This window comes from Actinoallomurus oryzae (assembly GCF_039541955.1).
Classification (GTDB): domain Bacteria; phylum Actinomycetota; class Actinomycetes; order Streptosporangiales; family Streptosporangiaceae; genus Actinoallomurus; species Actinoallomurus oryzae.
Map to the genome: position 1 here is coordinate 25,946 of NZ_BAABHF010000060.1, position 25,669 is coordinate 51,614.

Sequence of the window (25,669 nt, forward strand, 5' to 3'; positions counted from 1 at the left end):
CCCGAAACCGGTGACACAGAAGTGCCACGGACGCACCCTCACGGCCGTGCGCGAGGAAAGTCTGTTTTGACGATAAATAAATGATTTCGGCGAGTTCCCCCGTCGTCGGCCCAAGAAGCCGGATCGCGGTACGAGGTACAAGCGAGTCTGGAGTTCAGTCGTGCATGGTCTAAATTTCCGCATCCTCGGTCCGCTCGAAGTCTGCGCCGGCACAGGGCGGGTGCCCGTCGCGGCGGGAAAACAGCGGACACTCCTCGCCACCCTGCTGCTCAGCGCGAACCGGACCGTGCCCATCGAAGAGCTCACCGACCGCCTCTGGTGCGGCGACCCGCCCCGCGGCCCCCGCGGGGCGCTGCACACCTACGTCACGCGGCTGCGCCAGACGCTCGACCGCCACACCGGCGGCGGGTCCGGGCTGATCAGCACCTCTCCGGCCGGGTACGGCATCGAGGTCGACGCGGGCGGGCTCGACCTGATCCGCTTCCGCACGATGGTCGCCGAGGCGCGTACGGCCGGGCGACGCGGCGATCTGACCGCCGAGTCCGCCGGGCTCACCGCGGCCCTGGCCCTGTGGCGTGGCCCGGTCCTGTCCGACGTACGGTCCGAGTCCCTGCACCGCGACCTGGTCCCCAGCCTGATCGAGGAGCATCTGCGCACGCTGGAGCGGCGGCACGAGGTCGACCTCGCGCTCGGCCGGCACGACCGCCTGGTCGGCGAGCTGCGGGCGTTGACCGGCAAGCACCCCTTCCACGAGCGCTTCTGGGGTCAGCTGATGGTCGCGCTGTACCGCTGCGGGCGGCCGGCCGAGGCGCTCGAGGCGTACGGCGAGGTCAGCGCGTCGCTGCGTCGGCGCCTCGGCGTCTGCCCGGGCCCGGAGGTACGCGACCTGCACACCGCCATCCTGCGCGGTGACCCCCGCCTTTCTTCCACGCCACCTGAAGGCGAACTGTAAGAGGACTGAAAGAACTCCTTCCTACGTTGGTAAAGCCGACGAGGAAGGGGCTTCATGAGCGAACAAAGTGAGCGAATCGGAAATACAACCTGCCCGGCCACTCCTCCGATCAAGGAGGACCTATGACCGAGCGGAGCGAGGGAATCGAAGACGCGCCCCTGTGGTCACCCTCCCCGGCGAAGGAGGGCTCATGACCGTAAAAGGGCCGACGATCTATCCGGGGGTCGACGCGATCCGGCAGGTTCAGCAGTTAATGATCTTCTGCTCGCTGCTGCCTCCGGACGGAAAGCTGCGCGAGGCCCTCGTCCGCGCGCTCGCACTGCACGAAGAACCCATTCTCTCCCGAATCACTCCCCTGACCGATCTTCATCCTCATGCCGCAAAGGCGTGGCTCGAGTCCACCTGGATGGAAAGCGGGCTGTCCCCGGACGAAAAGGAGTTGGTTCGCTGGCAGAACGACAGTGACAACATGGCGGCCGCCATCCGAGAGCTGAAGAACGTCGAGCGGCAGATCGGTATCCGGCTCGTCGCCGAGAAGACCCAGTAGTCCACGCTCACTCAGGAGGTATCCGTGTCCGAAACCATGGCGCTCCAGGCCGTCGTCGACAGTGAGTTCCGCACCGAGCTTCTGGCCGACCCCGCGGCCTTCGGCATGTCCGGCTCCTCGCTGCCCGCTCCCATCGAGCAGCCGGACCAGGAGTCACTCGACTTCTGGACCGAGGGCGTCGCCGCGATGGAGATCTACGCCTGCCGTTCCACCTGCAGCTTCGGCCCGATGACCGTGGTCTGCGACGGCACCACCAAGTAGGCGAAGGGGCCCACACCCCCGCGCGGTGGGCCGGCGGACGCCGGCCCACCGTCTCCAGCGACCGCAGGAGCGGCTTCTCCCCATGAGTGACCATTCCTTCCTCGACCTCGCCGCCCGCGCCGCCAACCTGTCCGAACGCACCCGGGTCGTCACCACCCTGCGTGCCTCGGGCGCGACGGCGACGCCCGGCGTCCTCCCCGCCTTCGACACGTGGAAGATCGACCGCCTGGCGGGCAAACTCGCCGCCAGACTCCACGCGAACGCGAACGCCGGGCCCGTGCCCCGCCCGGCCGGGCCCGGCGCGGACCCGGCCGTGGCGGCCGCGCCTCCGGCCGCCGTCGTGGGCGATGTCGGCGCGAACGGGACCGGCACGGACGGGCCCTCTCGGCGCGAACGCACCAAGCAGGAGATCGCCACCGTCCTGACCGCCTACCGCCACCACGAGCTCGGCCTGGCGGGCGCCGGAGAGGCCGGAGAGGAGGTCCGGAGGGCGTTCGCGGACGTCCACGCGTCCTGGCTGCCCGTCTACCGCGCGGCCCTGCGCGACTTCGCCCGCCCGCCCGCCGCGGACGGGATCCGGCACGAGTTCGACGTCTACTACGGCCGGCTGGCGATCGCGTGCGGGCCCTTCCTCGCCGAGCTCGGCCGGCGGCTCGGCGGCGAACGCGCGCGGCATCCGGGGCTCTTCGACCAGCGTCTCGTCGACGACCTCCAGCGGCATCTCCTCGACCGCTTCGAGCTGTCGCTCGCGTGGGCCGTGGAGGCCGACGCGAACGTGCACTGCGCCCGTGCCGGCATCGACCGCGCGTCCGCGACCCGCGAGGAGTACCTCGCCTATCTCGATGAGACCTTCGCCGACGCCGACGCCTATCACCGCTTCTACCTGCGGTTCCCCGTCCTCGGCCGGTGGCTCGCCGAGGTGACCGGCATGCTCGCCGGGTTCGGCGCCGAGTTGATCGGCCGTCTCGCCGCCGACCGCGCCGACATCGGCGCCGCCTTCTTCGGCGAGGAGATCACCGCGTTCCGCTCCGTGCGCCTGGGCCTGTCCGACCACCACGCGGGCGCGCGCAGCGTCGCGATCGTCGAGGTCGCGCTCGGCGGCGGCGGCACCGGCTCGTTCGTCTACAAACCGCGTTGTGTCCGCTCCGAGGCCGCGATGCAGGACCTGCTCCGCCGGCTCCGCGACGACGGCGTCCTCGCCTTCTCCCCCCGGCCGGTGCTGCCGAAGCCGTCGTACGGCTACGAGGCGCTGATCCCGGCAGGCCGCAACCGCATGGCCGCCCGCGAGCAGGTCGAGCGGGTATATGAGGAGCTCGGCGGCCTCCTCGGCGTCTTCTACGTCCTTGGCGGCGGCGACCTGCACTTCGAGAACATCCTGGTCGCCGACGGGCACGCCTACGTCTGCGACTGCGAGACCGTCCTCGGCGTGCTCCCGGTCGGCCAGGCGCGGCCGGCCGGCACCCTGCTCGACTCCGTGTTCAAGACCGGGCTGCTCGAGTGGCCGCGCACCACGACGTCGGCGACCGAGATGCGGATCAGCGGCTACTCCGGCGGCGAGGCGTACGCGATGCCGATCCCGGTGCCGCGCGTCAACGAGCACCGCCTCAGCTTCCGGGCCTCGGTGATCCACCAGGCGGGCGTGCACGTCGAGCCGACCGGGTCCAACCGGGTCTTCCTCGGCGACCGGCTGATGCAGCCGCAGGACTTCACCGACGCGATCATGGACGGTTTCGGGCGCGTCTACGCCTGGTTCGAGCAGCGGAAGGACGACGCGATCCGCGAGGTGAGCGAGATCTTCGCCGGCACCTCGGTCCGGTTCATCAACTGGGGCACCCAGGTCTACTCCCAGCTGCTGATCTCCGCACGCCATCCCAAGTGCCTGGTCGACCCGCTGGAGGTCGACCTGCTCGTCGGCACCGTGGGCACCTTCCCCCGCACCTGGGACACCGACGGCACGCTCGCCGTGCGCGAGCTGGTCTCGCTGTGGCGGCTCGACATTCCGATCTTCACCGCGCCGGCCGGCGGCCGGTGGCTGGTGCACGACCACGCCGTGCGCCTGCACAAACGGCTGGAGGTCTCCCCCATCGAGGGCGCCGCGCAGCGGATCCGGCGGCTGTCGCGGGCCAACCAGGCGCAGCAGACGCAGTACATCGCCGCCAGCCTGTCCTCCGGCGAGGTCGCCAGCCCGGCGTTCGTGACCGCGGCGCTGGAGTACGCGACGCGGATCGGCGAGCGCCTGTGCCGTATGCTCCGCGACCCGTCGGCGCCCGCGCCCTGGACGTCGTACGGCCTCACCGGCGACGGCATGGCCGAGGTGGACATCGACGGCGACCTGTACCACGGGTCGGCCGGCGTCGCCCTCTTCCTGGCCTACCTCAACGACCTGGTGCCCCGGCCGGAGTTCCGCCGTGCCGCCGGACGCGCCCTGTCGCACGCCGTCACCCACACCGACCGGCGGCGGCCCGGCGCGTTCCAGGGCCTCGGCGGGCTCATCTACGTCCTCACCCACCTGCACCACCTGTGGCAGGACCGCGGCCTGCTCGAACTCGCCGTGCGCCTGAGCCGTGAGCTGCCCGGGCCGATCGACGCCGACACCCACTTCGACGTGCTCAGCGGGTGCGCCGGCCTCATCCCGGTGCTGCTCGGCCTCGGCCGCGAGACCGACGGCCAGGGGCTCGAACTCGCCACGCGCTGCGCGGACCTGCTGCTGCGGCACGCGGTCGAGCACGGCGACACGCTGAGCTGGCCGCCCACCGATCCGGGCGAGGCCGTGGCGAACCTCACCGGCTTCTCCCACGGCGCGGCCGGCATCGGCTGGGCGCTGATCCAGCTCGGCTGCCTGGTCGACGACCCGGTCTACGCCGACGCCGGGCGGCGTGCCTTCGCGTACGAGGCGCGCCACTTCGACGAGGCACAGCAGGACTGGTACGACCTGCGCACCAGCCCCGGCGGCGTCGCACGCGACGGCCGGCACTTCGCCAACGCCTGGTGCAACGGCGCGGCCGGCATCGGGCTGAGCCGGATCGCGAGCTGGGCGGTGCTCGGCGGCGATGACGAGGCGCTGCTGCGCGAGGCCCATCAGGCGCTCGCCGCCACGATGCGGGGCTTCCCGCGCCTGATGAACGACACGCTCTGCCACGGCCGCGCCGGCAACGCGGAACTGTTCCTGCGGTTCGCGGTGCTGCGCGACGAGCCGGCGTTCCGGCTCGAGGCGAACGTCCAGGTACAGGAGCAGTGGCGCCGCCTCGACGACGCCGAGAACGGGGTCATGGAGGGCGGCTTCTTCCCGGGCCTGATGCTCGGCCTGTCCGGCTTCGGCATGCACTTCCTGCGCCTGGCCCGGCCCGACCGGGTCCCCTCCGTCCTGCTGCTCGATCCCGCCCCCAGCCGATAAGGAGACACCGAATGTCCGTTGAGTCCGGCCGCGCCTTCCTCCAGATCGCCTACGACTCCCCGGAGCTGAAACAGCAGCTCAAGGCCGTCACCGGCACGCGGGAGATCGTCCGGCTCGGGTCGCGCTACGGCTACTCGTTCGACGTGCCCGAGCTGATGGAGGCGTCCTCGTCCTTCGCCCCCGCCTCCGGAGAATCCCCCAGGGCCGTACGGCGCCCCGCCGAGGCCGAGCGCGACGCCGGCCCGCTCCATCACGAATACCGGCTGGAAGACCTGCCCGGCCTGAAGCGCGTCATCGACCTGCTCCCCCATCTGAAGATCAAGCCGCCCTCGTTCGACCTCGACCGGTTCGCCCGGACCTTCCGCGCCGAGGACCTGCGGTCGACCGACCTGTCCCCGGCGAACCCGGAGTTCCAGGTTTGGCACGAGTCGATGATGAAGGCGCACTGGCGCGACCCGGCCCTCGGCTCCGGCGCCCCGCGCCGCGACTTCCACCTCGTCAACCTCGACGAACACGTCGACCACCCGGGGTACGACCGCTACCTCGAGGCCAAGCACCGGATGATCCGCACGCTCGAGGAGTTCTTCGCCGCCGAGATCCGGTTCTCGGGCAGCCTCTGGTATCCACCGTCCAGCTACCGGCTGTGGCACACGAACGAGACGCAGCCGGGGTGGCGGATGTACATCGTCGACTTCGACGAGCCGTTCGACGACCCGGCCGACACGTCGTTCTTCCGCTACATGAACCCCCGCACGGAGGAGATCGTCACGCTGCGGGAGACGCCGCGGATGGTCCGTTTCTTCAAGGCCGAGCAGGATCCGCGCCGGCTGTTCTGGCACTGCATCGTCAACCCCACGTCGCGACACCGGTGGAGCTTCGGGTTCGTCGTGCCCGACGGCTGGATGACCGCGATCACGCGGCAGGTCTGAGGCGTCCACGTGTTCGGGCTCAAACAACGCTCCGTCCCCCGGCCACCCGCACCGGGTCCACGCGACCCCGCCCTCGCCCCGTACGACGCGGGCCCGGCGCCGGACACCCCGGCGATCCGCGCCGTCGGCGTCCGCAAGTCGTACGCGGGCGTGGAGGCGGTACGCGGCATCGACCTGACGGTCGCGCAAGGCGAGACGTTCGGCTTTCTCGGCCCGAACGGCGCGGGCAAGACGACGACCATCGGGATGCTCTGCACGCTGGTCACCCCGTCGGCGGGACGCATCGAGATCGCCGGCCACGACACGCGGACCGCGCCGGACCGCGTGCGCCGCGCGCTCGGGCTGGTCTTCCAGGAGACCACGCTCGACGGCGACCTGACCGCCGAGGAGAACCTCCGTTTCCACGCCGACCTGTACTCCCTGCCCCGGGCGACGTTGTCGGCGCGGGTCGACGCGATGCTCGACCTCGTCGGCCTCGTGGCCCGCCACGACACGCTCGTCCGCACCTTCTCCGGCGGCATGCGCCGCCGGCTGGAGATCGCCCGCGGGCTCCTCCACCGGCCGCGCGTGCTGTTCCTGGACGAGCCGACCATCGGCCTCGACCCGCAGGCCCGTGCCGGGCTGTGGACCCACCTCGGCGAAGTACGCGAGCGCGAGGCCACGACGCTGTTCCTCACGACGCACTATTTGGACGAGGCCGAACGCTGCGACCGCGTCGCCATCATCGACGACGGCCGTATCGTCGCGCAGGGCACGCCCGCCGAGCTCAAGTCCGTCCTGGGCGCCGACCGCGTCGACCTGCGCACCGGCGACGACGAGGCGGCCGCCGCCGCGTTGCGCACGCGGTTCGGGGTGAAGGCCGTCGCGGGCCCGCACGGCGTACGGGTCGAGGCCGACGACGGCGCCCGGCTGGTGCCCCGCCTGTGCGCGGGCCTGGACGTGCCGGTCTATGAGGTGACGGTCACCCGCCCGAGCCTGGACGACGTCTTCCTCCACCACACCGGCCACCGCATCCGCGACGAACCCGCGGGCGACCCACCCCGGTGGTCACGCCTTCCGGTGAGGGAGGGCTCATGACGCACGCCGCTCACGCGCGGTACGAGGCGGCCGGCGCCGGGCCCGGGCGGCTCGCCGCCGAGCTGCGGGCGGCGCGGATGGTCTGGCGGCGGGAGCTGCTGCACTTCGTACGCGACCGTACCGGCACGCTCGTGGCGCTCCTCCAGCCGCTGCTGTTCCTGTTCGTGCTCGGCGTGGGGCTCGGGCGGCTGCTCGCCGGCGCCGGGGGCGGTTCGGCCCGTGACTACCTCACGTTCCTGTTCCCGGGCGTGCTCGTCATGGCCGCACAGCCCGCCGCGATCTCCGTCGGCGCGTCCATCGTCTGGGACCGGGAGTCCGGCTTCCTGCGCGAGATGCTCGTCGCACCGGTCCGCCGCGGCACGCTGCTGGCCGGCAAGTGCCTCGGCGGCGCGACCGTCGCCACCTGCCAGGGCGCGGTCGTGCTCGCGGGCGCCGGGCTGATCCACATCCCGTACGACCCGGTGCTGTTCGCGCTGCTGCTGGGCGAGCTGGCGCTGACCGCGCTCGCCATGACGGTGCTCGGCGCGGTGGTCGCGGTCGTCATCCGCCGCGCCCGCACGTTCACCACGGTGCTGAGCGTGCTGATGACGCCGCTGATCTTCCTGTCCGGCCTGATGTTCCCGGTCGCGGCGATGCCCGCCTGGATGTCGTGGCTGACGCCGGCCGACCCGCTGACGTACGCGGTGGACGCGATGCGGCGCACCGTCACCGCCTACCGGCCGTCACGGGGGACGTCGGCGCTGTTCGAACCGGTGGCCTGGGCCGGCCTGCGCCCCTCTCCGGTGATCGAGCTCGCCGTGGTCGCGGCGTTCACGGCCGTCGCCCTGACGATCGCCGCCCGCCGCTTCGCCCGTACGGGCTGAGGGACGCTTCCACGGCGCGCCGGAGCGAGCCCTGGCGGCGGCGCGAGGCGGGGAGGAGAGGTCAGCGGCCGGCCGGCCCGTTCCGCAGCATCTCGCGGTGGCGTACCGGAGCGGACGTCCGGCGGCGGACGGCCGCGAGGACCTCGTCCAGCGGAAGCGCCAGCTGGTCGGCCCGGACGAAGACCGGGCCGCCGACCCGGGGAGTGCCGCTGCGGGCGAACCACCGCGGCGTCCCGCGGTGCGCGGTCACCACCTGCTCCGCGTCCACCGGCACGAACACCAGCAACGCCGCGCGGCCGGGCCGGCGTTCGACCCGGACCTCGGCGAGGTTCGACCAGGGCAGGCCGACCCGCGCCGAGTGCAGCGTGACCCCGTGCTCGTCGATGGTCAGCAGCGGGGCGCCCCGCGCGGCGCGTAGGACGGCGCGCGCGAACAGCGGCAGGAAGACCAGCGCCACGAACCCGAAGACGACGAGGAACAGGGCGCTGATCAGCGGCCCGTCGTCGAGCGCGGTGTACGCGGCGTACCCGGCGGCGAGCGGCAGCAGGACCGCGAGGATGCCGGCCTTGCCCACGGCCGCCCACCGGTAGCCGACGGCCAGCGTGGAGCCTGACATTCGTCCCCTCAGGTATTCAGTTTCCGTAGAAAACGCGCTCGACCACCTTACGGGCGAGGCGGGCGCGGCGCCGGTAGTCGTCCAGCAGGGCGCCGGAGGCCGGGTAGCCCAGCACAGAGGTCACCGCCGAGCGCTCGCGGTGGTGCTCGCTCGGCAGCAGATCCGACGCCCGCCCGCGCACGAGCATGATCGCGTTACGGATCCGGGTGGCCATGCGCCAGGCGTCGGTCAGGATCGCGGCGTCGTCGGAGGCGAGCAGGCCCGCCTCCACGGCGGCGTCGAGCGCGGCGAGCGTCCGGGTCGTGCGCAGGCCGGGCACCTCGTGGGCGTGCTGGAGCTGCAGCAGCTGCGCCACCCACTCCACGTCGGACAGGCCGCCGGGACCCAGCTTGGTGTGCCGCCGCGGGTCGACGCCGCGCGGCAGGCGTTCGGCCTCCATGCGGGCCTTGAGCCGCCGGATCTCCCGCAGCGCCGTCTCGTCGACGCCGTTCTCCGGCCACCGCACCGGGTCGATCAGCGCCTGGAAGCGCTCGCGGAGCCCCTCGTCGCCGATCATGGGCACGGCGCGCAGCAGGGCCTGGCTCTCCCACGGCGCCGACCAGCGGCGGTAGTAGGAGGCGTACGAGTCGAGGGTGCGGACGAGCGGTCCCTGCCGTCCCTCCGGCCGCAGCCCGGGGTCGATCACCAGGGGCGGGTCGGGCGCGGGCAGGGCGAGCAGGCGGCGGAGCTCTTCGGCGACCGCGTGCGCGACGGAGGAGGCCTCGCGCTCGTCGGCTCCGGGCAGGGGGTCGTGCACGAACATGACGTCCGCGTCGCTGCCGTAGCCCAGCTCGTACCCGCCGTACCGGCCCATCGCCACGATCGCGAACCGGGTCGGGAGCGGACCGCGCCGCTCCACCGAGATCCGCTCGATCGCGACCCGCAGCGCCGCGTCGAGCGTGACCGTGGTGATCGTGGTGAGGGCCTCCGCGGTGGCTCGTTCGTCGAGGTTGCCGAGCAGGTCGGCGACGGCCGTACGGAACAGCTCGCGGCGCCGCAGGCCGCGCACCGCGGCGACGGCGTCCGCCGACCGGTCGTGCGGCGAGGAGAGGTAGCGGCCCACGGCCGACTGCGCCTCGCCGTGCAGGGCGTCGGCCGGGCGGGGGGCGAGCTCGGTCTCGGCGCGCAGCATGGCGACCGCCTCCGGGGCGCGCAGCAGCAGGTCGGTGGCGTACCGGCTGGAGGCCAGCACCCGCGCCATCCGCTCGGCCACGGCGACGTCGTCGCGGAGCAGCCGCAGGTACCAGGGTGTCGTGCCGAGAGCGTCGCTGACCTGGCGGAACCCGAGCAGTCCGGCATCGGGGTCCGGGCAGTCGGCGAACCAGTCGAGCATCACCGGCAGCAGCGTGCGCTGGATGGCGGCGCGCCGCGACACCCCGGCGGTCAGTGCCTCCAGGTGGCGGAGGGCACCCGCCGGGTCGTTGTAGCCGAGGGCCTCCAGGCGGGCACGGGCGGCCTCGCGGGTGAGCCGGGCCTCGTCGCCGGGCAGCCGGGCGACCGCCTGCAGCAGCGGCCGGTAGAACAGCTTCTCGTGGAGCCGGCGCACCTCACGCGCGTGACGGCGCCACTCGGCGGTGAACTCCCCCACCGGGTCCACGCGGAACCCGAGCGCCCGGCCGAGGCGCCGCAGGCTCTGTTCGTCCTCGGGCACGAGGTGGTTGCGCCGGAGCCGGTGCAGCTGGATGAGGTGCTCGACGCGGCGGAGGAAGCGGTAGGCGGTGCCGAGCGCGGCGGCGTCGCCCCGGCCGACGTACCCGCCCCAGGACAGCTTCTTGAGCGCGATCAGGGTGTTGGGGCCGCGCAGCTCCTCGTCGGCCCGGCCGTGCACGAGCTGGAGCAGCTGCACCGCGAACTCCACGTCGCGCAGCCCGCCGGGGCCGAGCTTCAGCTGCCGGCCCGCCTGCTCGGGCGCGATGTGCTCCTCGACGCGACGGCGCATCGCCTGGACGTCCTCGACGAAGTTGTCGCGGCCGGCCGCGCTCCACACGAGAGGCGCGAGCGTGCGGACGTACTCCTCGCCCAGCTCGCGGTCGCCGGCCACCGGGCGGGCCTTGAGCAGCGCCTGGAACTCCCAGGTCTTGGCCCAGCGCTCGTAGTACGCCCGGTGGCTGGCCATCGTACGGACGAGCGGCCCGGCCTTCCCCTCCGGGCGCAGGGCGGCGTCGACCTCCCACAGCGCGCCCTCCGGCGTGCTGGCCGAGCACGCGCGCATCATCCCCGACGCCAGCCTGGTGGCGGCCCGCAGCGCGGCGTCCTCGTCCTGTCCGGGCGCGGGTTCGGCGACGAAGACGACGTCGACGTCGCTGACGTAGTTCAGCTCGCGGCCGCCGCACTTGCCCATGCCGATGACGGCGAGCCGGCACAGGCCGGCCTGCTCGCCGAGCTCGGCGCGGGCGATGGCCAGCCCGGCCTCCAGCGCGGCCGAGGCGAGGTCGGCCAGCTCGGCGGCGACCTCCTCGATGTCGAGCACGTGGGTGAGGTCGCGCCCGGCCAGGTGCAGCAGCGCCCTGCGGTACGCCACGCGCAGCGCGACCATGGGGTTGTCCGCGGTCGCGCGCGGCGCCGGGTCGGCCGCGTCGGCGCCGACCGCGTCCAGCAGCGTCCGCCGCAGCTCGTCGGCGGTGGGCCGGAGTACGGCGTCGGGGCCGGCGAGGACACGCCAGTGGCCGGGGTGACGGACGAGGTGGTCGGCCAGCGCCGCGCTGACGCCGAGCACGGCGAGCAGCCGGTCACGCGCCTCGGTGTCGGCGTTCAGCTCGGCCCGGATGTCGGCGGCCTCCAGCAGCCGGAGAAGGCCGGTGAGCGCGAGGTCGGGGTCGGCCGCGGTGCCCAGGGCCTCGACCAGCCCGTCGAGTTCGTGACCGCGGAGCCGGCGCTCGGCGCCCGTGGCATCGGTGACGCCCAGCCGGGCCAGCCGCCCGGCGAGGCTCTCGAGTCGGCGTTCGCTCACCACCAAAAGGTATCGAGACGTCCCGGCGGCCGACAGCGACGGTCACCGCCGGGCGTCCTCCGCCCGGTAGAGACGTCTCAGGGAGTCGAGTGTCCGGATGAGCCGGTCGCGGAGTTCGCCCGGGGCGATGATCTCGGCGCCGGCCCCGAGCTTGAGGATCTCCCCGAGCGCCTGGTCGTGGGACTCGATGGGGATCGTCACCCGGATCCAGCCGTCGGCGTCGGGAGGCGTGGCGGTCCGTCGCGCGGCGTGGACGACGGTCGATTCCATGACGTGGGGCAGGCGGTCCACGGTGTCCGGAGAGAGGCGGAGGGTCGCCTCGCCCTGGTGGCGGCGGGCGTCGAAGTGCTCCAGGTAGGTCCGCCAGTGGCCGGCGAGGTCGAAGCCCGCGGGCCGGTCGAACCCCTCGTCGAGGACGTGCAGGTCGATGATCCGTGAGATGCGGTAGGTCCGGGTCCGCTGGTCCACACCGGCCACGAGGTACCAGTGCCCCGCCTTGAGGACCAGGCCGTACGGCCGCACGGTCCGGGTGATCTCGTGGGGTTCGGCCCAGCGCAGGTAGCGGATCCGCACGGCGCGGTCGTTCCATACCGCCGCGGCGACCGCGGTCAGGTACGGGACGTGCTCGGCGTCGTGGTACCACGCCGGAGTGTCCAGGTGGAATCGTTCGGCGATGCGTCCGGCACGGTCGCGCAGTTCCACGGGGAGCGCCGCCAGCAGCTTGAGCTGTGCCGCGGTCACGACGGCGCCGAGCCCGAGGTCGGCGGCCGCCCTGGGGATCCCGGTCAGGAACAGCGACTCGGCCTCCCCGGCGGTCAGCCCCGTCAGCCGGGTGCGGAAGCCGCCCAGCAGCCGGTATCCGCCGTCGTGCCCGGGCTCGCCGTACAGCGGCACGCCGGCGCCGCTGAGGGCCTCCATGTCGCGGTAGACGGTGCGCACGGACACCTCGAGCGCGTCGGCGATCTCCTGTGCCGTCATCCGCTCCCGGGTCTGCAGCAGCAACAGGACGGAGACCAGCCGACTCGCGCGCATGCCGAAAAGTCTCCCGCGGTCCACTGCCAGGAGATGTCAGGAAAGCCTGGTTGGCTTCCGGCCATGAACATGGACATCGGCCAGTTCGTCGACCGCTATGTCGCCGTGTGGAACGAGCCGGACGAGGCGACCCGCCGCGACCTCGTCGCCGGCCTGTGGGCCGAGGACGGCATCGAGATCACCGGGTCGGCGCGATACCGGGGCCGGGACGCGATCGAGACGCGGGTCGCCCGGGCCCACGAGGAACTCGTGCGCTCCGGCGGCTTCGTCTTCCGGAGCGCGAACGACGCGGCCGGCCATCACGGCACCGTCGCCTTCACCACGTACATGATCCCCGCCACCGGCGGTGACATCGCCTGGACGGGCCGGGTGTTCGCCAGCCTGGACGAGAGCGGGCTCATCCGGAGCGACCACCAGTTCACCGTCGAACCACCGGCTCTCCAACCACCGGCTCTCCAACCACCGGCTCTCCCACCGGCCGGGGACCAGAGCGCGGGCACGCGCGCCACGGCAGAGGAACTTCTCCGCCGGATGGGGGAAGGTGATCCCGACCGGATCGCCGCGGTGTTCGCCGAACACGTCGACTGGCGGCTGAACTGGCCGGACGGCGATCACCCGGCCGTTCCGTGGATCCGGCCGCGCGCGACGCGCGCCGACGTCGCCGACCACTTCCGCGAGATCGCCGCGGCCCACATCCCCGAGAAGGCGGGCGCGTCCGTGGCGCGCGTGCTCGTCGAGGGAACGGACGCCGTCGTGCTCGGCGACATCCACCAGACGGTGAAGGCCACCGGCGAGCCGTACACGGCCCGGTGCGCACTGCACCTGACCGTCCAGAACGGCCAGATCACCCGTTATGCCGTCTACGAGGACAGTCTCACCGTCGCCGAGGCCCTCCTCGGCCGCCCCCTGCGCCGCTGACCGGCCGCCTCCGCGCGCGGCGGGCCACGCCGTTGGGCAGCTTACTTGCCGACCGGCTAGTTTTTTGCAATGCTAGCCGGTCGGTAAGTAAGCTCTTTCGGGGGTGAGGACGATGGGCGAGCGACGTAGCGGGACCCGCGAACGGATCCAGGCGGTCGCGGTCGAGCTGTTCGCCGAGCACGGCTACGACAAGACCTCGCTCCGCGAGATCGCCGAGCGCCTCGACGTGACCAAGGCCGCGCTGTACTACCACTTCAACACCAAAGAGGACATCGTCGTCAGCCTCTTCGACGACCTCATCGCCGGCCTGGACGAGATCATCGACTGGGCGAAGGGCGAGCCGTCGACGACGGAGACGCGCCAGGAGATCGTCCGCCGGTACGCCCGGCTCGCCCGCGAACGCCCCAAGGGCATGATGCGCTTCATCCAGGAGAGCAAGACCACGATGCAGGAGCTGGCCCCGGGCGAGAAGCTCCACGACCGCTTCAACACGCTGTCCGGGATGCTGCGCAGCCCCGACGCCTCACTCACCGACCAGCTCCGGTCGAGGCTCGCCCTCATCCCCGTGAGCGCCTCGGCGTTCATGCTCCAGGACGCCGACGCGACCGACGACGAGAGATACGAGGCCGGGCTCGAACTCGCTCTGGAGCTCGTCTCCGGCGGCCCCTCGACGCCGGCCACGACCGGCTAGAAGCTCCGGGCCGTCAGGCGGCGCGCTTCAGGCTGTCGATCATGCCGCCCCAGGCGGGGCCGTCCCAGCTGATGACGAGCGCGGAACCGTCCGGCTTCAGCTTGAGGGTGCCGCGCTTGCGGTCGGCGTTGTCCGTGCCGCACTTCAGGGTGATGACCGGCTTCGCGGTGCCCGCGCCGGTGATGGTTCCGGGGCAGGCGAGCCTTCCGGTCGTCCGCACCGTGTTCCCGGTGATGGTGAGCGTCTCTATCGGGCTCTTGTTGATCGGCTTCCAGGTGCCGGCGAGGCCGTTCGGCTCCGCCGCCGACGACCGTGTCGCCTGCGGGGCTCCTTCGGTGGATGACGCTTGCGGGGTCCCTGCCGGGGACGACGCTTGTGCGCCGGCCTTCCCGTCGCCGTCACCGCCACAGCCGGACAGCAGGAGGACGGGCAGCACGAGTGCCGTGGCTCCCAGGGTCAGACGCATCATCTGTCGCAACCTTCTCAATACTTGACAGAAAAAACAGGCCCTATCTCAGCACATAACCCCGCTACCAGTGCAAATCGCCGAGCCGCCGGACGCCCACGGCCCGATGCGGCCCCACCCGGCCGTGGGCGACATACAGGCTCTCGGTTCTAGGACAAGCGGCCCAGGGAGGCCGCCCCTTGACCACACAGGTGGCCGCTCTCGGCCGAACGGTGGCGCTGATCAATCTCCTCCTGTGAAATCGTCCGGTGAAGGTGACGTCGAACGCGTCGCCGGGTGAATGACGAAGAGAAAAAAGGCCGCGCCATGGTCAGCGGACGAGAGCCGGTCTGCCGCCGGACGGGCCGGCGGTCCTGGACAGGGCTGGCCGCCGTCGTAGGTCTCGCACTCGCGCCGGCGGGCGGATGCACGACGGAAAGACCCCGCGTCGCGATTCCGCCCCGGGCCCCCGAAGCACCGCTACCGACGGTGCACTACTCATTCGGGACACAGCCTCCGCCGTGGACCAAGCCGCTCAACGTAGGGGGAGGCGCCGACGCCGCCGGACTCGCCATCGGCCCGGTGGAGGGCACCGCCCGGCGCTTCGAGAGCCATCTCGACATCTTCGCGAACGGCAGACCCGTCCAGGTCACCGCCGGTCTCGGGGTGGACGGAAAGTTCGTCTCCGAGGTGCGCACACGCGACAAAGGCGTCGTAGTCGTCGCGTCTTCGGACCCCAGTAAACGCTTCACCCTCGGGCAACTCTTCATGGAATGGGGCGTGCGCCTCGAACCAGCACACCTCGGCGGGTTCACGGCCGACGCGAAGCATCCGCTCACCGCCTACGTCAACGGCGTCGAGCGGACCGGCGACCCAGCGATGATCGAGCTTCTTCCGCACAGCGAGATAACGCTGGTCTACGGAGCGCCCCCGCGCAAAATCCCTGCGAGCTACGCCTTTCCGCGCGGGAAGTAAGGATCGCGCCGCCGGTGTTCAGGCGGTCAGGGCGACCTTGCCGGTGACGCGGCGGTTGAGAAGGTCGTCCATGACTCTTCAGGGCAGGTTCGGGCGGAGCGGTCGCGCGACCGTCGGCCCGTGCCCTGTACGGGCCTGACTACCGCACTGAGCAGTGCTTACAGCACCTTGAGGTAGCGGTCGTGCTCGTACTCGGTGACCTGGCGGCGATAGTCCTCCCACTCCACGCGCTTGTTGCGCAGGAAGAAGTCGAACACGTGCTCGCCGAGCACCTCGGCCACGAGGTCGCTGCGCTCCATCGCGACGATGGCCTCATCGAGGCTCTGCGGCAGCGGCTCGATGCCCATCGCGCGGCGTTCGGCCGTGGTCAGGGCCCACACGTCGTCCTCGGCGCCCGGGGGGAGTTCGTACCCGTCCTCGATGCCCTTGAGCCCGGCGCCGAGGATGACCGCGAACGCGAGGTAGGGGTTGCAGGCCGTGTCCAGCGAGCGGAACTCGATGCGGGTCGCGTGGCCCTTCTGCGGCTTGTACATCGGCACGCGCACGAGGGCGGAGCGGTTGTTGTGGCCCCAGCAGATGTACGGCGGGGCCTCGCCGCCCGCACCGGCGGAGGCGCCGACGCCGCCCCACAGCCGCTTGTAGGAGTTCACCCATTGGTTGGTGACCGCGGTGAGCTCGGCCGCGTGGCGCAGCACGCCCGCGATGAACGCCCGTCCGACCTTGGAGAGCTGGTACTCCGCGCCGGGCTCGTAGAAGGCGTTGCGGTCGCCCTCGAACAGCGACATGTGGGTGTGCATGCCCGAGCCCGGGTACTCGGTGAACGGCTTGGGCATGAACGAGGCGAACACGCCGTGCTCGAGCGCGACCTCCTTCATCACCAGCCGGAACGTCATGATGTTGTCGGCCGTGGTCAGCGCGTCGGCGTACCGCAGGTCGATCTCCTGCTGGCCGGGGCCGCCCTCGTGGTGGCTGAACTCCACCGAGATGCCCATCGACTCCAGCATCATGATCGCGCTGCGCCGGAAGTCGTGCGCGGCGCGGTGCGGAGTGTGGTCGAAGTAGCCGCCCGAGTCGACCGGCTCCGGCTTGCCGCCCTCGGTGACCTGCTCCTTGAGCAGGTAGAACTCCAGCTCAGGGTGCGTATAGAAGGTGAAGCCCAGGTCGGCGGCGCGGGCCAGTGTGCGCTTCAGGACGTAGCGCGGGTCGGCGAAGCTCGGCGTGCTGTCCGGCATGAGGATGTCGCAGAAGATCCGCGCCGTCCCCGGCGCCTCGGACCGCCAGGGCAGCACCTGGAAGGTCGACGGATCCGGCTTGGCGAGCATGTCGGACTCGTGGATCCGCGCGAAGCCCTCGATCGAGGACCCGTCGAACCCGATGCCCTCCGCGAACGCCTGCTCGAGCTCGGCAGGCGCGACAGCGACCGACTTGAGGAACCCGAGCACGTCGGTGAACCACAGCCGGATGAAACGGATGTCGCGCTCCTCCAACGTGCGGAGCACGAACTCCTGCTGACGGTCCACAACCGATCCCTTCGTAAGCCCGGAGACTTCAGTGGCAACTTACATTCTGCCGTCTCCGTGTTAATCCCACGTTACGAGTCCCTGATCAGATACCTGATCAGACGCCTGGTCAGACGTCCTCCACCTCGCCGACCTGTGCGGCCGCCGGGTCGAGGACACGGGACAGGAACGTACGGGCGCGCTCGCTCGCGGGTGCGCCGATGACCTCCGCGGCCGGGCCCTCCTCCACGATCACCCCGCCGTCCATGAAGACGACGCGGTCGGCGACCTCGCGGGCGAAGCTCATCTCGTGGGTGACCACCATCATGGTCATGCCGTCGAGGGCGAGGCTCCGCATCACCGCGAGGACGTCGCCGACGAGCTCGGGGTCGAGCGCGGACGTCGGCTCGTCGAAGAGCATCACGGCCGGGCCCATCGCCAGGGCGCGGGCGATCGCCACGCGCTGCTGCTGGCCGCCGGAGAGCTGCGCCGGGTAGGCGCCGATCTTGTCGGCCAGCCCGACGCGCTCGAGATTCGCGCGGGCGATCTTCTCGGCCTCGGCGGCCGACCGGCGGAGCACCTTGCGCTGGGCGATCATGACGTTGGCCAGCACCGACAGGTGCGGGAAGAGGTTGAACTGCTGGAACACCATGCCGATGCGGCGGCGTACGGCGTCGATGTCGCACTCGGGGTCGGTCAGCTCGACGCCGTCGACGACGACCTTGCCCGAGGTCGGCTGCTCCAGGAGGTTCACGCAGCGCAGGAGCGTGGACTTGCCGGACCCGGACGGGCCGATCACACAGACGACCTCGCCGGCGCCGACCTCCAGGTCGATGCCGCGGAGCACCTCCAGGTCGCCGAACGACTTGTGCAGGTCGTGTACCTCGATCATCGCTGTCCCCTCTTCTGCCGGGCCTCCAGACGCCGCGCCAGGTAGCTCAGCGGGATCGTGACGATCAGGTAGCAGATCGCGGCGATGATGATGGGCGTGGAGTTGCCCTGCTGGCTCGCCACGTCGTTGGCGTACTTGGACAGCTCGCGCTCGGTCAGGGTGAGGCCGAGGAACAGCGCCAGCGAGGAGTCCTTGAACAGCAGGACGAGCTCGTTGGTGAGCGGCGGGATCACGATCCGCAGCGCCTGGGGTACGACGATCGTCCGCATCGCGCGGCCGTGCGACATGCCGAGCGTGCGCGCCGCCTCCATCTGGCCGCGTGGCACCGCCTCGATGCCGGCCCGGATCGTCTCGGCCATGTACGCGGCCGAGACCAGCCCGAGGGCGAGCGCCGCCTGGCCGTACACCCCGCCGGGCAGGTTGGTGCCGGGGAAGGCCAGCGGCACGCCGGTGCCGACGAACACGAAGATCAGCAGGGCGGGCAGACCGCGGAACACCTCGACGTACACGAGCGCGAACCAGCGGTACGGCGCCGCGGACGACAGCCGCATCAGCGCCAGGACGAGCCCCGCGGCGAGGCCGAGCGCGAACCCCGTGATCGTGTAGATCAGGGTGTTGCGGAGCCCGATGGTGATGACATCGGGGAAGAGCTGCTTGGCAATGCTCCAGTTGGCGAAGTTCGTGTGGATCTGGCCCCAGTCGGCCGACAGGAGCAGGCCGACGACCACCACGATGAAGATCGCATACTCGCCACCGAGCACGAGTTGCCGGCGGCGGCGCCGCGTCAGCCGCGGCGCCGCTTCCTGTGCCGTCGCCACGCTCAGCTACCCGCCGGGAGCGGACCGATCCACTTCTCGTAGATCTTCTTGTACGTGCCGTCCGCCTTGGCCTGGTCGATCACCTGGTTGATGATCGCCAGCAGCTTGGGGTTGTGGTCCTTGCGGACGGCGTAACCCAGCTGCTCGCCGGTGTGGATGTTGGCCGCGAGGCCGAACTTGGCGTTCGCCGGGTCCTTGAGCCAGCCCTGCACGACCGGGTAGTCCGCCATGATCGCGTCGACCTGGGCGCTGCGCAGGCCGTTGAGCAGGCTCTCGGCGTCTTTGTAGGACTTGGGGTCGACGCCCTTGCCCTGGAGGAACTCCTCGCTGGTGGTCTGCGCCTGGGCACCGATCTTGATCTTCTTGGCCTTCAGGTCATCGACCGAGGCGTACGTGATGCCCTTCCTGGTCATCACGGCCTGAGTGGCGTCGAAGTAGGGCTCGGAGTAGTCGATGAACTTCTTGCGATCGGCCGTGATCGTCATGCCCGCGGCGGCCACGTCGCACTTGCCCGCGTTCAGCGCCGAACCGGTCTTGATCGTCTCGAAGGGCGTGTCAATGATCTTCTGGGTCACGCCCAGCTTCGTGGCCACCAGGTCGATCAGGTCGACGTCGAAGCCGACGACCTTACCGCCCTGCGGGGACTGGAACGGCGGGTACGGCATGTGGGTGCAGGTCGTGAGGGTGCCTTTCTTCACGAGCTTGGCGCCCTGGACCGTCACCCCCTTGTCTCCGCTACCACAGGCGGTGACGACGAGGGCGGTCGCGCAGAGCCCGGCTGCGACGGCCAACCGGCGACGTATGGGCACAATTCCTCCAGGTTCGCTGCAAAGCAATGCCCGAGACTATGTCATATCTGCCGCTACCAGGAGGGACGACATCAGTCACGACCTGGCCACGACCTGAGGCCGCGCGGCGATCGGCCGGGCTCACACGCGCAGGGCTCGGCCGGCGTCCGCGCACAGGGGTCGGCCGGCGTCCGGCGCGCGGGGGTCAGCCGGCGTCCGGCGGCATCGGGCCCATCCACTTCTCATAGATGCGGCGATAGTCACCGTTGTCGCGACTCTGGGTGATGACCTGGTCGATCAGGCGCAGCAGGCCGGGGTTGCGCCCCCGCCGGACGGCGAAGCCGTACCGCTCGCGCGTGCGCGCGCCACCGACGATGGTGAAGCCGGCGTTGTCCGGGTCGGTCAGCCAGTAGCGCACCACCGGGTCGTCCTGGACGAGGACGTCGACCTGCCCGGTGCGCAGGGCGCCGAGTTCGGTGATGGAGTTCTCGTACGCCTTGGGCGCCCACCCGTGCGCCCGCGCGTACTCCTGGGCGGTGGTGCCGGCGACCACGCCGACCCGCAGGTGGTCGCCGGCGATGTCCGCGGGCCGGACGCGGGGCCGGCGGCGGGCCATCAGCACCTGGCCGGAGTCGAAGTAGGGACGCGAGAAGTCGACCTTGGCGGCCCGGCGCGCGTTGATGGTCATGCCGGCCGCGGCGACGTCGCACTCGCCGGCGGAGAACACCTCGCCGGAGGTGATCGCGGTGAAGTCGGTGTCGACGATCTTCTGGCGGACGCCGAGGCGTCGCGCGACGAGGTCCATCAGGTCGACGTCGAAGCCGACGACGGTGCCGCGCCGCTCGAACTGGAACGGGGCGTACGGCAGGTGGGTGCAGGTCGTGAGCACTCCCCTGCCGATGAGGCGTACGCCCCGGACGGTCGCGCCGCCGGCGCCGGCGCCGCAGGCGGTGAGTAACAGCGCCGCGATCGCCAGGAGGGCGGGCGGCCGTGACGGAGCGATGGGGTGCACGGTGCCTCCGAGGGGTTCGGATCTTCGGCGGGCGAAGCAGGGGTCACCCGGTCACTGAGGCGAGTCAACCAGTTGCGCGGCGTGACCGCCAGTGGAGCCGCTAGTACGCCAAGGGAGGGAAAATCGATCGCAAAATGTCGTACCCGTCGGCGACGATTCCCTCCATGACGTCCGTCGGTGAACACCTCCCCCCTACCACCACACCCCGACGGCTCCCCCCGTTCCTCCACACCCGGCTCGGCGGTCTGCCCCGGGCGTTCTGGGCGCTGTGGGCGGGCTCGTTCGTCAACCGGCTGGGCACGATGGTCGAGCCGTTCCTGGCCTTCTACCTCACCGGTGTGCGCGGGTTCTCCGTGACCGCGACCGGCGCGGTGCTCGCCCTGTTCGGGCTGGGCTCGGTCTTCTCCCAGACGCTGGGCGGCGTGCTGGCCGACCGCGTCGGCCGGCGGGCCACGCTGAGCGGCGGCATGCTGGCGACCGCGGCGGCGATGCTCGCGCTCGGCTACGTCACGGCGACGCCGGTGGTCGTCGCGGTCGTGTTCGTGCTCGGCGTCGCCATCGACATCTACCGCCCGGCCTCCCAGGCACTGGTCGCCGACCTGGTCTCGCCCGCCGACCGGCCCCGCGCGTACGGGCTGCTCTTCTGGGCGATCAACCTCGGGTTCGCGGTCGCCATGGTGTTCGGCGGCACGCTGTCGCGGGCGGGCTTCTCCTGGCTGTTCTGGATCGACGCGGTCACCTGCGCGGTGTTCGCCGTGCTGGTCTGGCGCGCGGTGCCCGAGACGCGCACGCGGCGCGCCGACCGTGAGCCGGGCGGGTTCGCCGACGTGCTGCGCGACCGGGTCGCGGTCGCGTCGGTGCTGATCGTGTTCGGCTACGCCTTCGTCTATCTCCAGGCCTACTCCACGCTGCCGCTCGCCATGCGGCACGCGGGGCTGCCGCCGCAGGCGTACGGCCTGGCCATGGCGGTCAACGGCGTCGGCATCGTGATCGTGCAGCCGCTCACCGTGGCCTGGCTGAACCGCCGCGACGCCAGCCGCGTGCTGGCGGCGGGCATGGGGGTGGTCGGGCTGGGGTTCGGGCTCACCGCGCTGGCCGGCTCGACGCCGGTGTTCGCCGCGACGGTGCTGGTGTGGACGCTGGGCGAGGTGCTGTTCGCCGCCGTGTCGTCGGCGATCATCGCCGACCTCGCACCGCCCCACCTGCGCGGACGTTACGGCGGGCTGTACGGCACGGCGTTCTCGGTCGCGGCCCTGCTCGGCCCGCTCGGCGGCAGCTGGCTGCTCGGGCACGGCGCGTGGCTGCCGTGGGTGACCTGCGCGGCCCTGTGCGCGGCCTCCGGCGCGGGCGCCCTGGCGCTCGGCCCCGCCGTGCGTGGACGAAGGAAAGGCTTGACCGTTTAAGGGCCAAATGTCTAACTTCGGTAGTTGATACCCGAAGAAACGGCACGCGAGCCGAATGGTGCAAGCATCGAGCTCGGCCGATCCGGCGAGCGGGCTGAGAGTGTTGAGCCGGCGAAACTTCCGCTGGTTCTTTCTGGGCCAGTGCGCGTCGATGTTCGGCGACGGGATGGTCGCGCCCGCCCTCGCCTTCGCGGTTCTGGGCCTCACCGGTCACGTGACCGATCTCGGCTTCGTGCTGGCGGCCGGCACCGGGTCGCAGGTGATGTTCATGCTCGTCGGCGGAGTGATCGCCGACTGGCTCCCCCGCAACGTGCTCATGCTGGGCTCGGACCTGCTGCGCACCGTCAGCCAGGGCACCATGGCGATTCTGCTGATCACCGGCGCGGCCCGTGTCTGGCACCTGATCGTGCTGCAGGTGGTGCACGGCTTCGCGGCGGCGATGTTCATGCCCGCGGTGCCCGGCGTCATCCAGGCCACCACGACGCCCGAACAGCGCCAGGCCGCCAACGCGCTGCGCGTGCTGGCCCTGTCCGGCTCGCTCATCGCCGGCCCGGCGGTCGCGGGCGTGCTGGTCGTCGCGGTGGGTCCCGGCTGGGCCATCGGCGTCGACGCCGTCACCTTCGCGGCGAGCGCCGCGTGCCTGTCCCGGGTCCGGCTGCGGTACACCGTCCGGCTGCGCCGGTGGCGGTTCGGGCGCGACCTGGCCGACGGGTGGCGGGAGTTCCGGTCGCGGCGGTGGGTGTGGAGCATCATCCTGGCGGCCTCGGTGATGAACCTGCTGTACGCCGGCTTCTCCGTGCTCGGCCCGGCGGTCAGCGCGCGCTCCTTCGGCGGCGCCGGCGCGTGGGCGGTCATCTCGGCGACGTTCGGCATCGGCTGCCTGGGCGGCAGCATCGTCGCCCTGTGCGTACGGCCGCGGTTCCCGCTGCGGTCGGCGCTGATCGTGATGGTGGCGTTCGCCTGCCCGACCCTGACGCTGGCGGCCGGCCTCACCGTGGGCGTCGTGGCCGCGGCGGCGTTCTTCGGCGGCCTGGTGATGATGCTGTTCAACACGCTGTGGGAGACGACGCTCCAGCAGCACATCCCGGCCACCACGCTGTCCCGGGTGAGCGCGTACGAGTGGGCGGGCTCGGTCGCCTGCCAGCCTCTCGGCCTCGTACTGGTCGCGCCGATCGCAGGCCGGCTCGGGCTGCACGCGACGCTGTGGACGGCGGGAGTGCTCCAGGTCCTCGTGGCCCTGTTCCCGCTGCTGATCCCGGAGGTCCGCACCCTGCCGTCACCGACCACCCCGCCCGCCGACCCCGTCTGCGCCGCGCCACGGGGCTGAGAACCCGTCAGATCGACGCGCCGCGGTGTGCGGTGAGGTTGTCGATGATCAGACTCAGGGTGAAGTCGAACCGGTCGTGCCCGGTGCCGGAGGTCAGTTCGGCCGCGTGGCGCCGGGTGTGCGGGAAGCGGTCGGCGGGCAGGGCGCTGAGCCGGCCGAGGAGTTCTTCCCGGCCGAGGACCCAGTCGTGGTCGTGGCGTTGTCGTCGCTGCCGGACGAGTGAGTGTTCCAAGGCGTAGGCGCCGGTGTAGAGCGTGAGCGCGTCGAGTGCCCACGCCGCGGTCTGCGGCTCGATGCCTCCGGCGAGCAGGATCGCCAGGATTCCTTCGCTGACCCGCAGCGTTTCGAGGTGGGTGGGGACCGTGGCCAGCGCGGCGCGGGAGATGCCGGGGTACTTCAGGTACTGGTCGCGGATCTGGGCGTAGACGTCGAGGATCTGCCGCCGCCACGTGGCCGGGTCGGGCTCGGGGAGTTCGATCTCGGCGCAGAGCCGGCCGATGAGCAGATCGTCGAGGTCGTCCTTGTTCACGATGTGTGCGTACAGCGAGGACGGCCCGGTGCCGAGGACGGCGGCGACCCGGCGGATCGTCAGCGCGTCGTAGCCCTCCGCGGCGACGACCTGCAGCGCGGCGTCGGTGATCCGGTCGGCCGTGATGGGCGTCTTGCGCGGCGCGGTCGGCGCGGAGTCCGCGGGGAGCTGGGCGTGACGGGCCGCGCGGCGCTGTCGGGGATCGGCGGGCATGGCGACCAGTATAGCTTGACACGAACTAAGTTCGTCATCTATGAACTTAGTTCGTGAAGACTGAACAAAGTTCGTTGGAGTCGGCTCGCACGGCTCCGCTTCCCCTCGGCCGGGCATGGCTGGTCCTGGTGGTCGTCGTCATCGCCGAACTCATGGACCTCATCGACACCAGCGTCGCCAACCTCGCCGGCCCCTCGATCCGCACCGACCTCGGCGGCGGGCCGATGACGCTGCAGTGGGTGCTGTCCGCCTACACCGCGGCCTTCGCCCTCGGCCTGGTCACCTCCGGCAGGCTCGGCGACCTGCTCGGCCGCCGCCGGCTGTTCCTGCTCGGCATGGCCGGATTCACTCTCGCGTCGCTGGCCTGCGGCCTCGCGCCCGGCGCCGGGTTCCTGATCGTCGCCCGCCTGTTCCAGGGCCTGTTCGGGTCGGTGATGATCCCGCAGGGCATGGCACTGGTGAAGATCGTTTTCCCGCCCGAGCACCTGCGCAAGGCGCTGACGCCCTTCGGCCCGATCATGGGGTTGGCCATGGTCGCCGGGCCGATCCTCGCCGGGTGGCTGCTGCACCTGGACCTGTTCGGCGGCCGATGGCGCTCGATCTTCCTGATCAACGTCCCGTTCGGCGTCCTCGCCGCCGCGCTCGGCGGGTGCGTTCTGCCGCGGCACGGCGGCGAGGACCGCGGCGCACGCCTCGACCTCCTCGGCGTGGGCCTGCTCACCGCCGGTTCGGCGCTGCTAATGGTGCCGCTCATCCAGGGACGCGAGCTGGGCTGGCCCGCGTGGACCTACGCGATGATCGCCGCCGCGCTGGTGGCCTTCGGGCTGTTCGTCCGGTCCGAGCGCCACAGCGGCCACCCGGTCATCACCCCGTCGCTGTTCGGCAGGCGCAGCTTCGTGGCCGGCCTGCTGATCGTCGGCGGGTTCTACGCCTCGCTCAGCGCCTTCGTCCTGGTCATCAACCTGCTGCTCCAGTCGGGCATGGGCTGGACTCCGCTGCGCACCGGCTTCGCGCTGATCCCCTGGGCGGCGGGCACCGCGGTCGCCACGCTGCTGTCGGGCGCGGTGCTCGCCGAGAGGCTCGGGCGCGCCAACCTGTACCTGGGACTGTCCGTCGCCGCCGTCGGCCTGCTCGCTCTCTGGTGGTCCACCGCGCGCTGGGGCGCCGCCGTCACCGTGGGGCAGCTGACACCGGCCCTGCTCGTCACCGGCGTCGGTTCCGGGCTGCTGTTCGTCCCCCTGTTCGACTTCGTCCTCGGCGACGCGACCGCCGAGGAGGTCGGCACCGGCGCGGGCGCGCTCAACGCCGCCCAGCAGTTCGCGGGCGCCATCGGCGTCGCGGCCCTCGGCACCGTGTTCTTCGCCCGCGTCGGACGGCCCTCCGTCCCGTCCTACCTCACCGCCGCCGACCTGGTGTTCGGCATCTGCGCCGGCGTCAACGTCCTGCTGCTGCCGCTGGTCGGGCTCCTGCCGAAGCACTCCCGGCAGGCCGCTCACTGA

Annotated in this window: 23 protein-coding genes; 13 read left to right on the forward strand and 10 right to left on the reverse strand. The window is 71.5% G+C overall.

The annotated features are described in order from the left end of the window. The first annotated feature begins 160 nt into the window (after positions 1–160). The 7 genes from ABEA10_RS45945 (at position 161) to ABEA10_RS45975 (ending at position 8,023) form a co-directional block, all read left to right on the forward strand. Positions 161–952, forward strand: a complete 792-nt coding sequence (locus tag ABEA10_RS45945; RefSeq protein WP_345475021.1) for an AfsR/SARP family transcriptional regulator — start codon at positions 161–163, stop codon at positions 950–952. 190 nt (positions 953–1,142) lie between these two features. After that, complete coding sequence (locus ABEA10_RS45950) at positions 1,143–1,499, forward strand: DurN family substrate-assisted peptide maturase (RefSeq protein ID WP_329257679.1); 357 nt, start codon at positions 1,143–1,145, stop codon at positions 1,497–1,499. Between the two features lie 24 nt (positions 1,500–1,523). After that, the gene (locus ABEA10_RS45955; RefSeq protein ID WP_329257676.1) at positions 1,524–1,760 is read left to right on the forward strand and encodes a cinnamycin family lantibiotic; all 237 of its coding nucleotides are present in this window, start codon (positions 1,524–1,526) and stop codon (positions 1,758–1,760) included. Positions 1,761–1,842: 82 nt separating this feature from the next. Further along, positions 1,843–5,154, forward strand: coding sequence for a type 2 lanthipeptide synthetase LanM family protein (locus tag ABEA10_RS45960; RefSeq protein ID WP_345475023.1), 3,312 nt, complete (start codon positions 1,843–1,845; stop codon positions 5,152–5,154). Positions 5,155–5,165: 11 nt separating this feature from the next. Continuing rightward, positions 5,166–6,083: a Nif11-like leader peptide family natural product precursor gene (locus ABEA10_RS45965; protein WP_345475024.1), complete on the forward strand. Its 918-nt coding sequence runs from the start codon at positions 5,166–5,168 to the stop codon at positions 6,081–6,083. Between the two features lie 114 nt (positions 6,084–6,197). After that, entirely contained in the window at positions 6,198–7,160 is a 963-nt protein-coding gene (locus tag ABEA10_RS45970; protein WP_425551051.1) for an ABC transporter ATP-binding protein, read from the forward strand. Then, positions 7,157–8,023 (forward strand): ABC transporter permease, encoded by an 867-nt coding sequence (locus tag ABEA10_RS45975; protein ID WP_345475025.1) that lies wholly within the window; start codon positions 7,157–7,159, stop codon positions 8,021–8,023. Before ABEA10_RS45970 ends, ABEA10_RS45975 begins: the two co-directional genes overlap by 4 nt. 61 nt (positions 8,024–8,084) lie before the next feature. Here the strand turns inward: ABEA10_RS45975 and ABEA10_RS45980 are convergent, their stop codons facing one another. Genes ABEA10_RS45980 through ABEA10_RS45990 form a run of 3 tightly spaced genes read right to left on the reverse strand, consistent with a single transcriptional unit; the run spans position 8,085 to position 12,660 of the window. Further along, the gene (locus ABEA10_RS45980) at positions 8,085–8,639 is read right to left on the reverse strand and encodes a hypothetical protein (protein WP_345475026.1); all 555 of its coding nucleotides are present in this window, start codon (positions 8,637–8,639) and stop codon (positions 8,085–8,087) included. A 16-nt stretch (positions 8,640–8,655) separates the two neighbouring features. Beyond that, on the reverse strand, positions 8,656–11,628 hold the full coding sequence (locus ABEA10_RS45985) for a bifunctional [glutamine synthetase] adenylyltransferase/[glutamine synthetase]-adenylyl-L-tyrosine phosphorylase (RefSeq protein ID WP_425551047.1): 2,973 nt from the start codon (positions 11,626–11,628) through the stop codon (positions 8,656–8,658). Positions 11,629–11,670: 42 nt separating this feature from the next. Next, a complete protein-coding gene (locus ABEA10_RS45990) occupies positions 11,671–12,660 on the reverse strand; it encodes a helix-turn-helix transcriptional regulator (RefSeq protein ID WP_345475028.1) in 990 nt (329 codons plus the stop codon). 63 nt (positions 12,661–12,723) lie between these two features. Between ABEA10_RS45990 and ABEA10_RS45995 the strand changes: the two genes are divergently transcribed. Both ABEA10_RS45995 and ABEA10_RS46000 read left to right on the forward strand, forming a co-directional pair. Then, positions 12,724–13,578, forward strand: a complete 855-nt coding sequence (locus tag ABEA10_RS45995) for a nuclear transport factor 2 family protein (RefSeq protein ID WP_345475029.1) — start codon at positions 12,724–12,726, stop codon at positions 13,576–13,578. Positions 13,579–13,690: 112 nt separating this feature from the next. Continuing rightward, positions 13,691–14,269, forward strand: coding sequence for a TetR/AcrR family transcriptional regulator (locus tag ABEA10_RS46000; protein ID WP_329257649.1), 579 nt, complete (start codon positions 13,691–13,693; stop codon positions 14,267–14,269). 13 nt (positions 14,270–14,282) lie between these two features. Here the strand turns inward: ABEA10_RS46000 and ABEA10_RS46005 are convergent, their stop codons facing one another. Next, a complete protein-coding gene (locus ABEA10_RS46005; RefSeq protein ID WP_345475030.1) occupies positions 14,283–14,738 on the reverse strand; it encodes a hypothetical protein in 456 nt (151 codons plus the stop codon). A gap of 558 nt (positions 14,739–15,296) precedes the next feature. Here ABEA10_RS46005 and ABEA10_RS46010 point away from each other — a divergent pair. Then, positions 15,297–15,689, forward strand: coding sequence for a hypothetical protein (locus ABEA10_RS46010; RefSeq protein ID WP_345475031.1), 393 nt, complete (start codon positions 15,297–15,299; stop codon positions 15,687–15,689). A 158-nt stretch (positions 15,690–15,847) separates the two neighbouring features. Here the strand turns inward: ABEA10_RS46010 and glnA are convergent, their stop codons facing one another. The 5 genes from glnA to ABEA10_RS46035 form a co-directional block, all read right to left on the reverse strand. Then, the gene (gene glnA, locus ABEA10_RS46015; RefSeq protein ID WP_345475032.1) at positions 15,848–17,209 is read right to left on the reverse strand and encodes a type I glutamate--ammonia ligase; all 1,362 of its coding nucleotides are present in this window, start codon (positions 17,207–17,209) and stop codon (positions 15,848–15,850) included. Between the two features lie 109 nt (positions 17,210–17,318). Continuing rightward, the gene (locus ABEA10_RS46020) at positions 17,319–18,080 is read right to left on the reverse strand and encodes an amino acid ABC transporter ATP-binding protein (RefSeq protein WP_345475033.1); all 762 of its coding nucleotides are present in this window, start codon (positions 18,078–18,080) and stop codon (positions 17,319–17,321) included. Further along, positions 18,077–18,898 carry an amino acid ABC transporter permease gene (locus tag ABEA10_RS46025; RefSeq protein WP_329257633.1) on the reverse strand — a complete coding sequence of 274 codons (822 nt, stop codon included), beginning with the start codon at positions 18,896–18,898 and terminating at the stop codon, positions 18,077–18,079. Before ABEA10_RS46025 ends, ABEA10_RS46020 begins: the two co-directional genes overlap by 4 nt. Positions 18,899–18,900: 2 nt before the next feature. Then, positions 18,901–19,707 (reverse strand): ABC transporter substrate-binding protein, encoded by an 807-nt coding sequence (locus ABEA10_RS46030; RefSeq protein WP_345475034.1) that lies wholly within the window; start codon positions 19,705–19,707, stop codon positions 18,901–18,903. A gap of 184 nt (positions 19,708–19,891) precedes the next feature. Then, positions 19,892–20,698 (reverse strand): ABC transporter substrate-binding protein, encoded by an 807-nt coding sequence (locus ABEA10_RS46035; RefSeq protein ID WP_345475035.1) that lies wholly within the window; start codon positions 20,696–20,698, stop codon positions 19,892–19,894. 164 nt (positions 20,699–20,862) lie between these two features. On the opposite strand from ABEA10_RS46035, the gene ABEA10_RS46040 reads away from it, so the two are divergent. Together ABEA10_RS46040 and ABEA10_RS46045 are read left to right on the forward strand one after the other, a co-directional pair. Continuing rightward, positions 20,863–22,101 (forward strand): MDR family MFS transporter, encoded by a 1,239-nt coding sequence (locus ABEA10_RS46040; protein ID WP_345475036.1) that lies wholly within the window; start codon positions 20,863–20,865, stop codon positions 22,099–22,101. Positions 22,102–22,156: 55 nt separating this feature from the next. Further along, positions 22,157–23,428 carry an MFS transporter gene (locus ABEA10_RS46045; RefSeq protein ID WP_345475037.1) on the forward strand — a complete coding sequence of 424 codons (1,272 nt, stop codon included), beginning with the start codon at positions 22,157–22,159 and terminating at the stop codon, positions 23,426–23,428. A gap of 7 nt (positions 23,429–23,435) precedes the next feature. Here ABEA10_RS46045 and ABEA10_RS46050 read toward each other — a convergent pair whose 3' ends face one another. Further along, positions 23,436–24,170 (reverse strand): TetR/AcrR family transcriptional regulator, encoded by a 735-nt coding sequence (locus ABEA10_RS46050; protein WP_345475038.1) that lies wholly within the window; start codon positions 24,168–24,170, stop codon positions 23,436–23,438. A gap of 53 nt (positions 24,171–24,223) precedes the next feature. On the opposite strand from ABEA10_RS46050, the gene ABEA10_RS46055 reads away from it, so the two are divergent. After that, the gene (locus ABEA10_RS46055; protein WP_345475040.1) at positions 24,224–25,669 is read left to right on the forward strand and encodes an MFS transporter; all 1,446 of its coding nucleotides are present in this window, start codon (positions 24,224–24,226) and stop codon (positions 25,667–25,669) included.

Coding starts and splice junctions, on each gene's coding strand:
- ABEA10_RS46045 (WP_345475037.1), top strand. CDS start 22,157: ATGGTGCAAGCATCGAGCTCGGCCGATCCGGCGAGCGGGCTGAGAGTG.
- ABEA10_RS45965 (WP_345475024.1), top strand. CDS start 5,166: ATGTCCGTTGAGTCCGGCCGCGCCTTCCTCCAGATCGCCTACGACTCC.
- ABEA10_RS45995 (WP_345475029.1), top strand. CDS start 12,724: ATGAACATGGACATCGGCCAGTTCGTCGACCGCTATGTCGCCGTGTGG.
- ABEA10_RS46050 (WP_345475038.1), bottom strand. CDS start 24,170: ATGCCCGCCGATCCCCGACAGCGCCGCGCGGCCCGTCACGCCCAGCTC.
- ABEA10_RS45990 (WP_345475028.1), bottom strand. CDS start 12,660: ATGCGCGCGAGTCGGCTGGTCTCCGTCCTGTTGCTGCTGCAGACCCGG.
- ABEA10_RS45975 (WP_345475025.1), top strand. CDS start 7,157: ATGACGCACGCCGCTCACGCGCGGTACGAGGCGGCCGGCGCCGGGCCC.
- ABEA10_RS45980 (WP_345475026.1), bottom strand. CDS start 8,639: ATGTCAGGCTCCACGCTGGCCGTCGGCTACCGGTGGGCGGCCGTGGGC.
- ABEA10_RS46020 (WP_345475033.1), bottom strand. CDS start 18,080: ATGATCGAGGTACACGACCTGCACAAGTCGTTCGGCGACCTGGAGGTG.
- ABEA10_RS45960 (WP_345475023.1), top strand. CDS start 1,843: ATGAGTGACCATTCCTTCCTCGACCTCGCCGCCCGCGCCGCCAACCTG.
- ABEA10_RS46000 (WP_329257649.1), top strand. CDS start 13,691: ATGGGCGAGCGACGTAGCGGGACCCGCGAACGGATCCAGGCGGTCGCG.
- ABEA10_RS45950 (WP_329257679.1), top strand. CDS start 1,143: ATGACCGTAAAAGGGCCGACGATCTATCCGGGGGTCGACGCGATCCGG.
- ABEA10_RS46005 (WP_345475030.1), bottom strand. CDS start 14,738: ATGATGCGTCTGACCCTGGGAGCCACGGCACTCGTGCTGCCCGTCCTC.
- ABEA10_RS46040 (WP_345475036.1), top strand. CDS start 20,863: ATGACGTCCGTCGGTGAACACCTCCCCCCTACCACCACACCCCGACGG.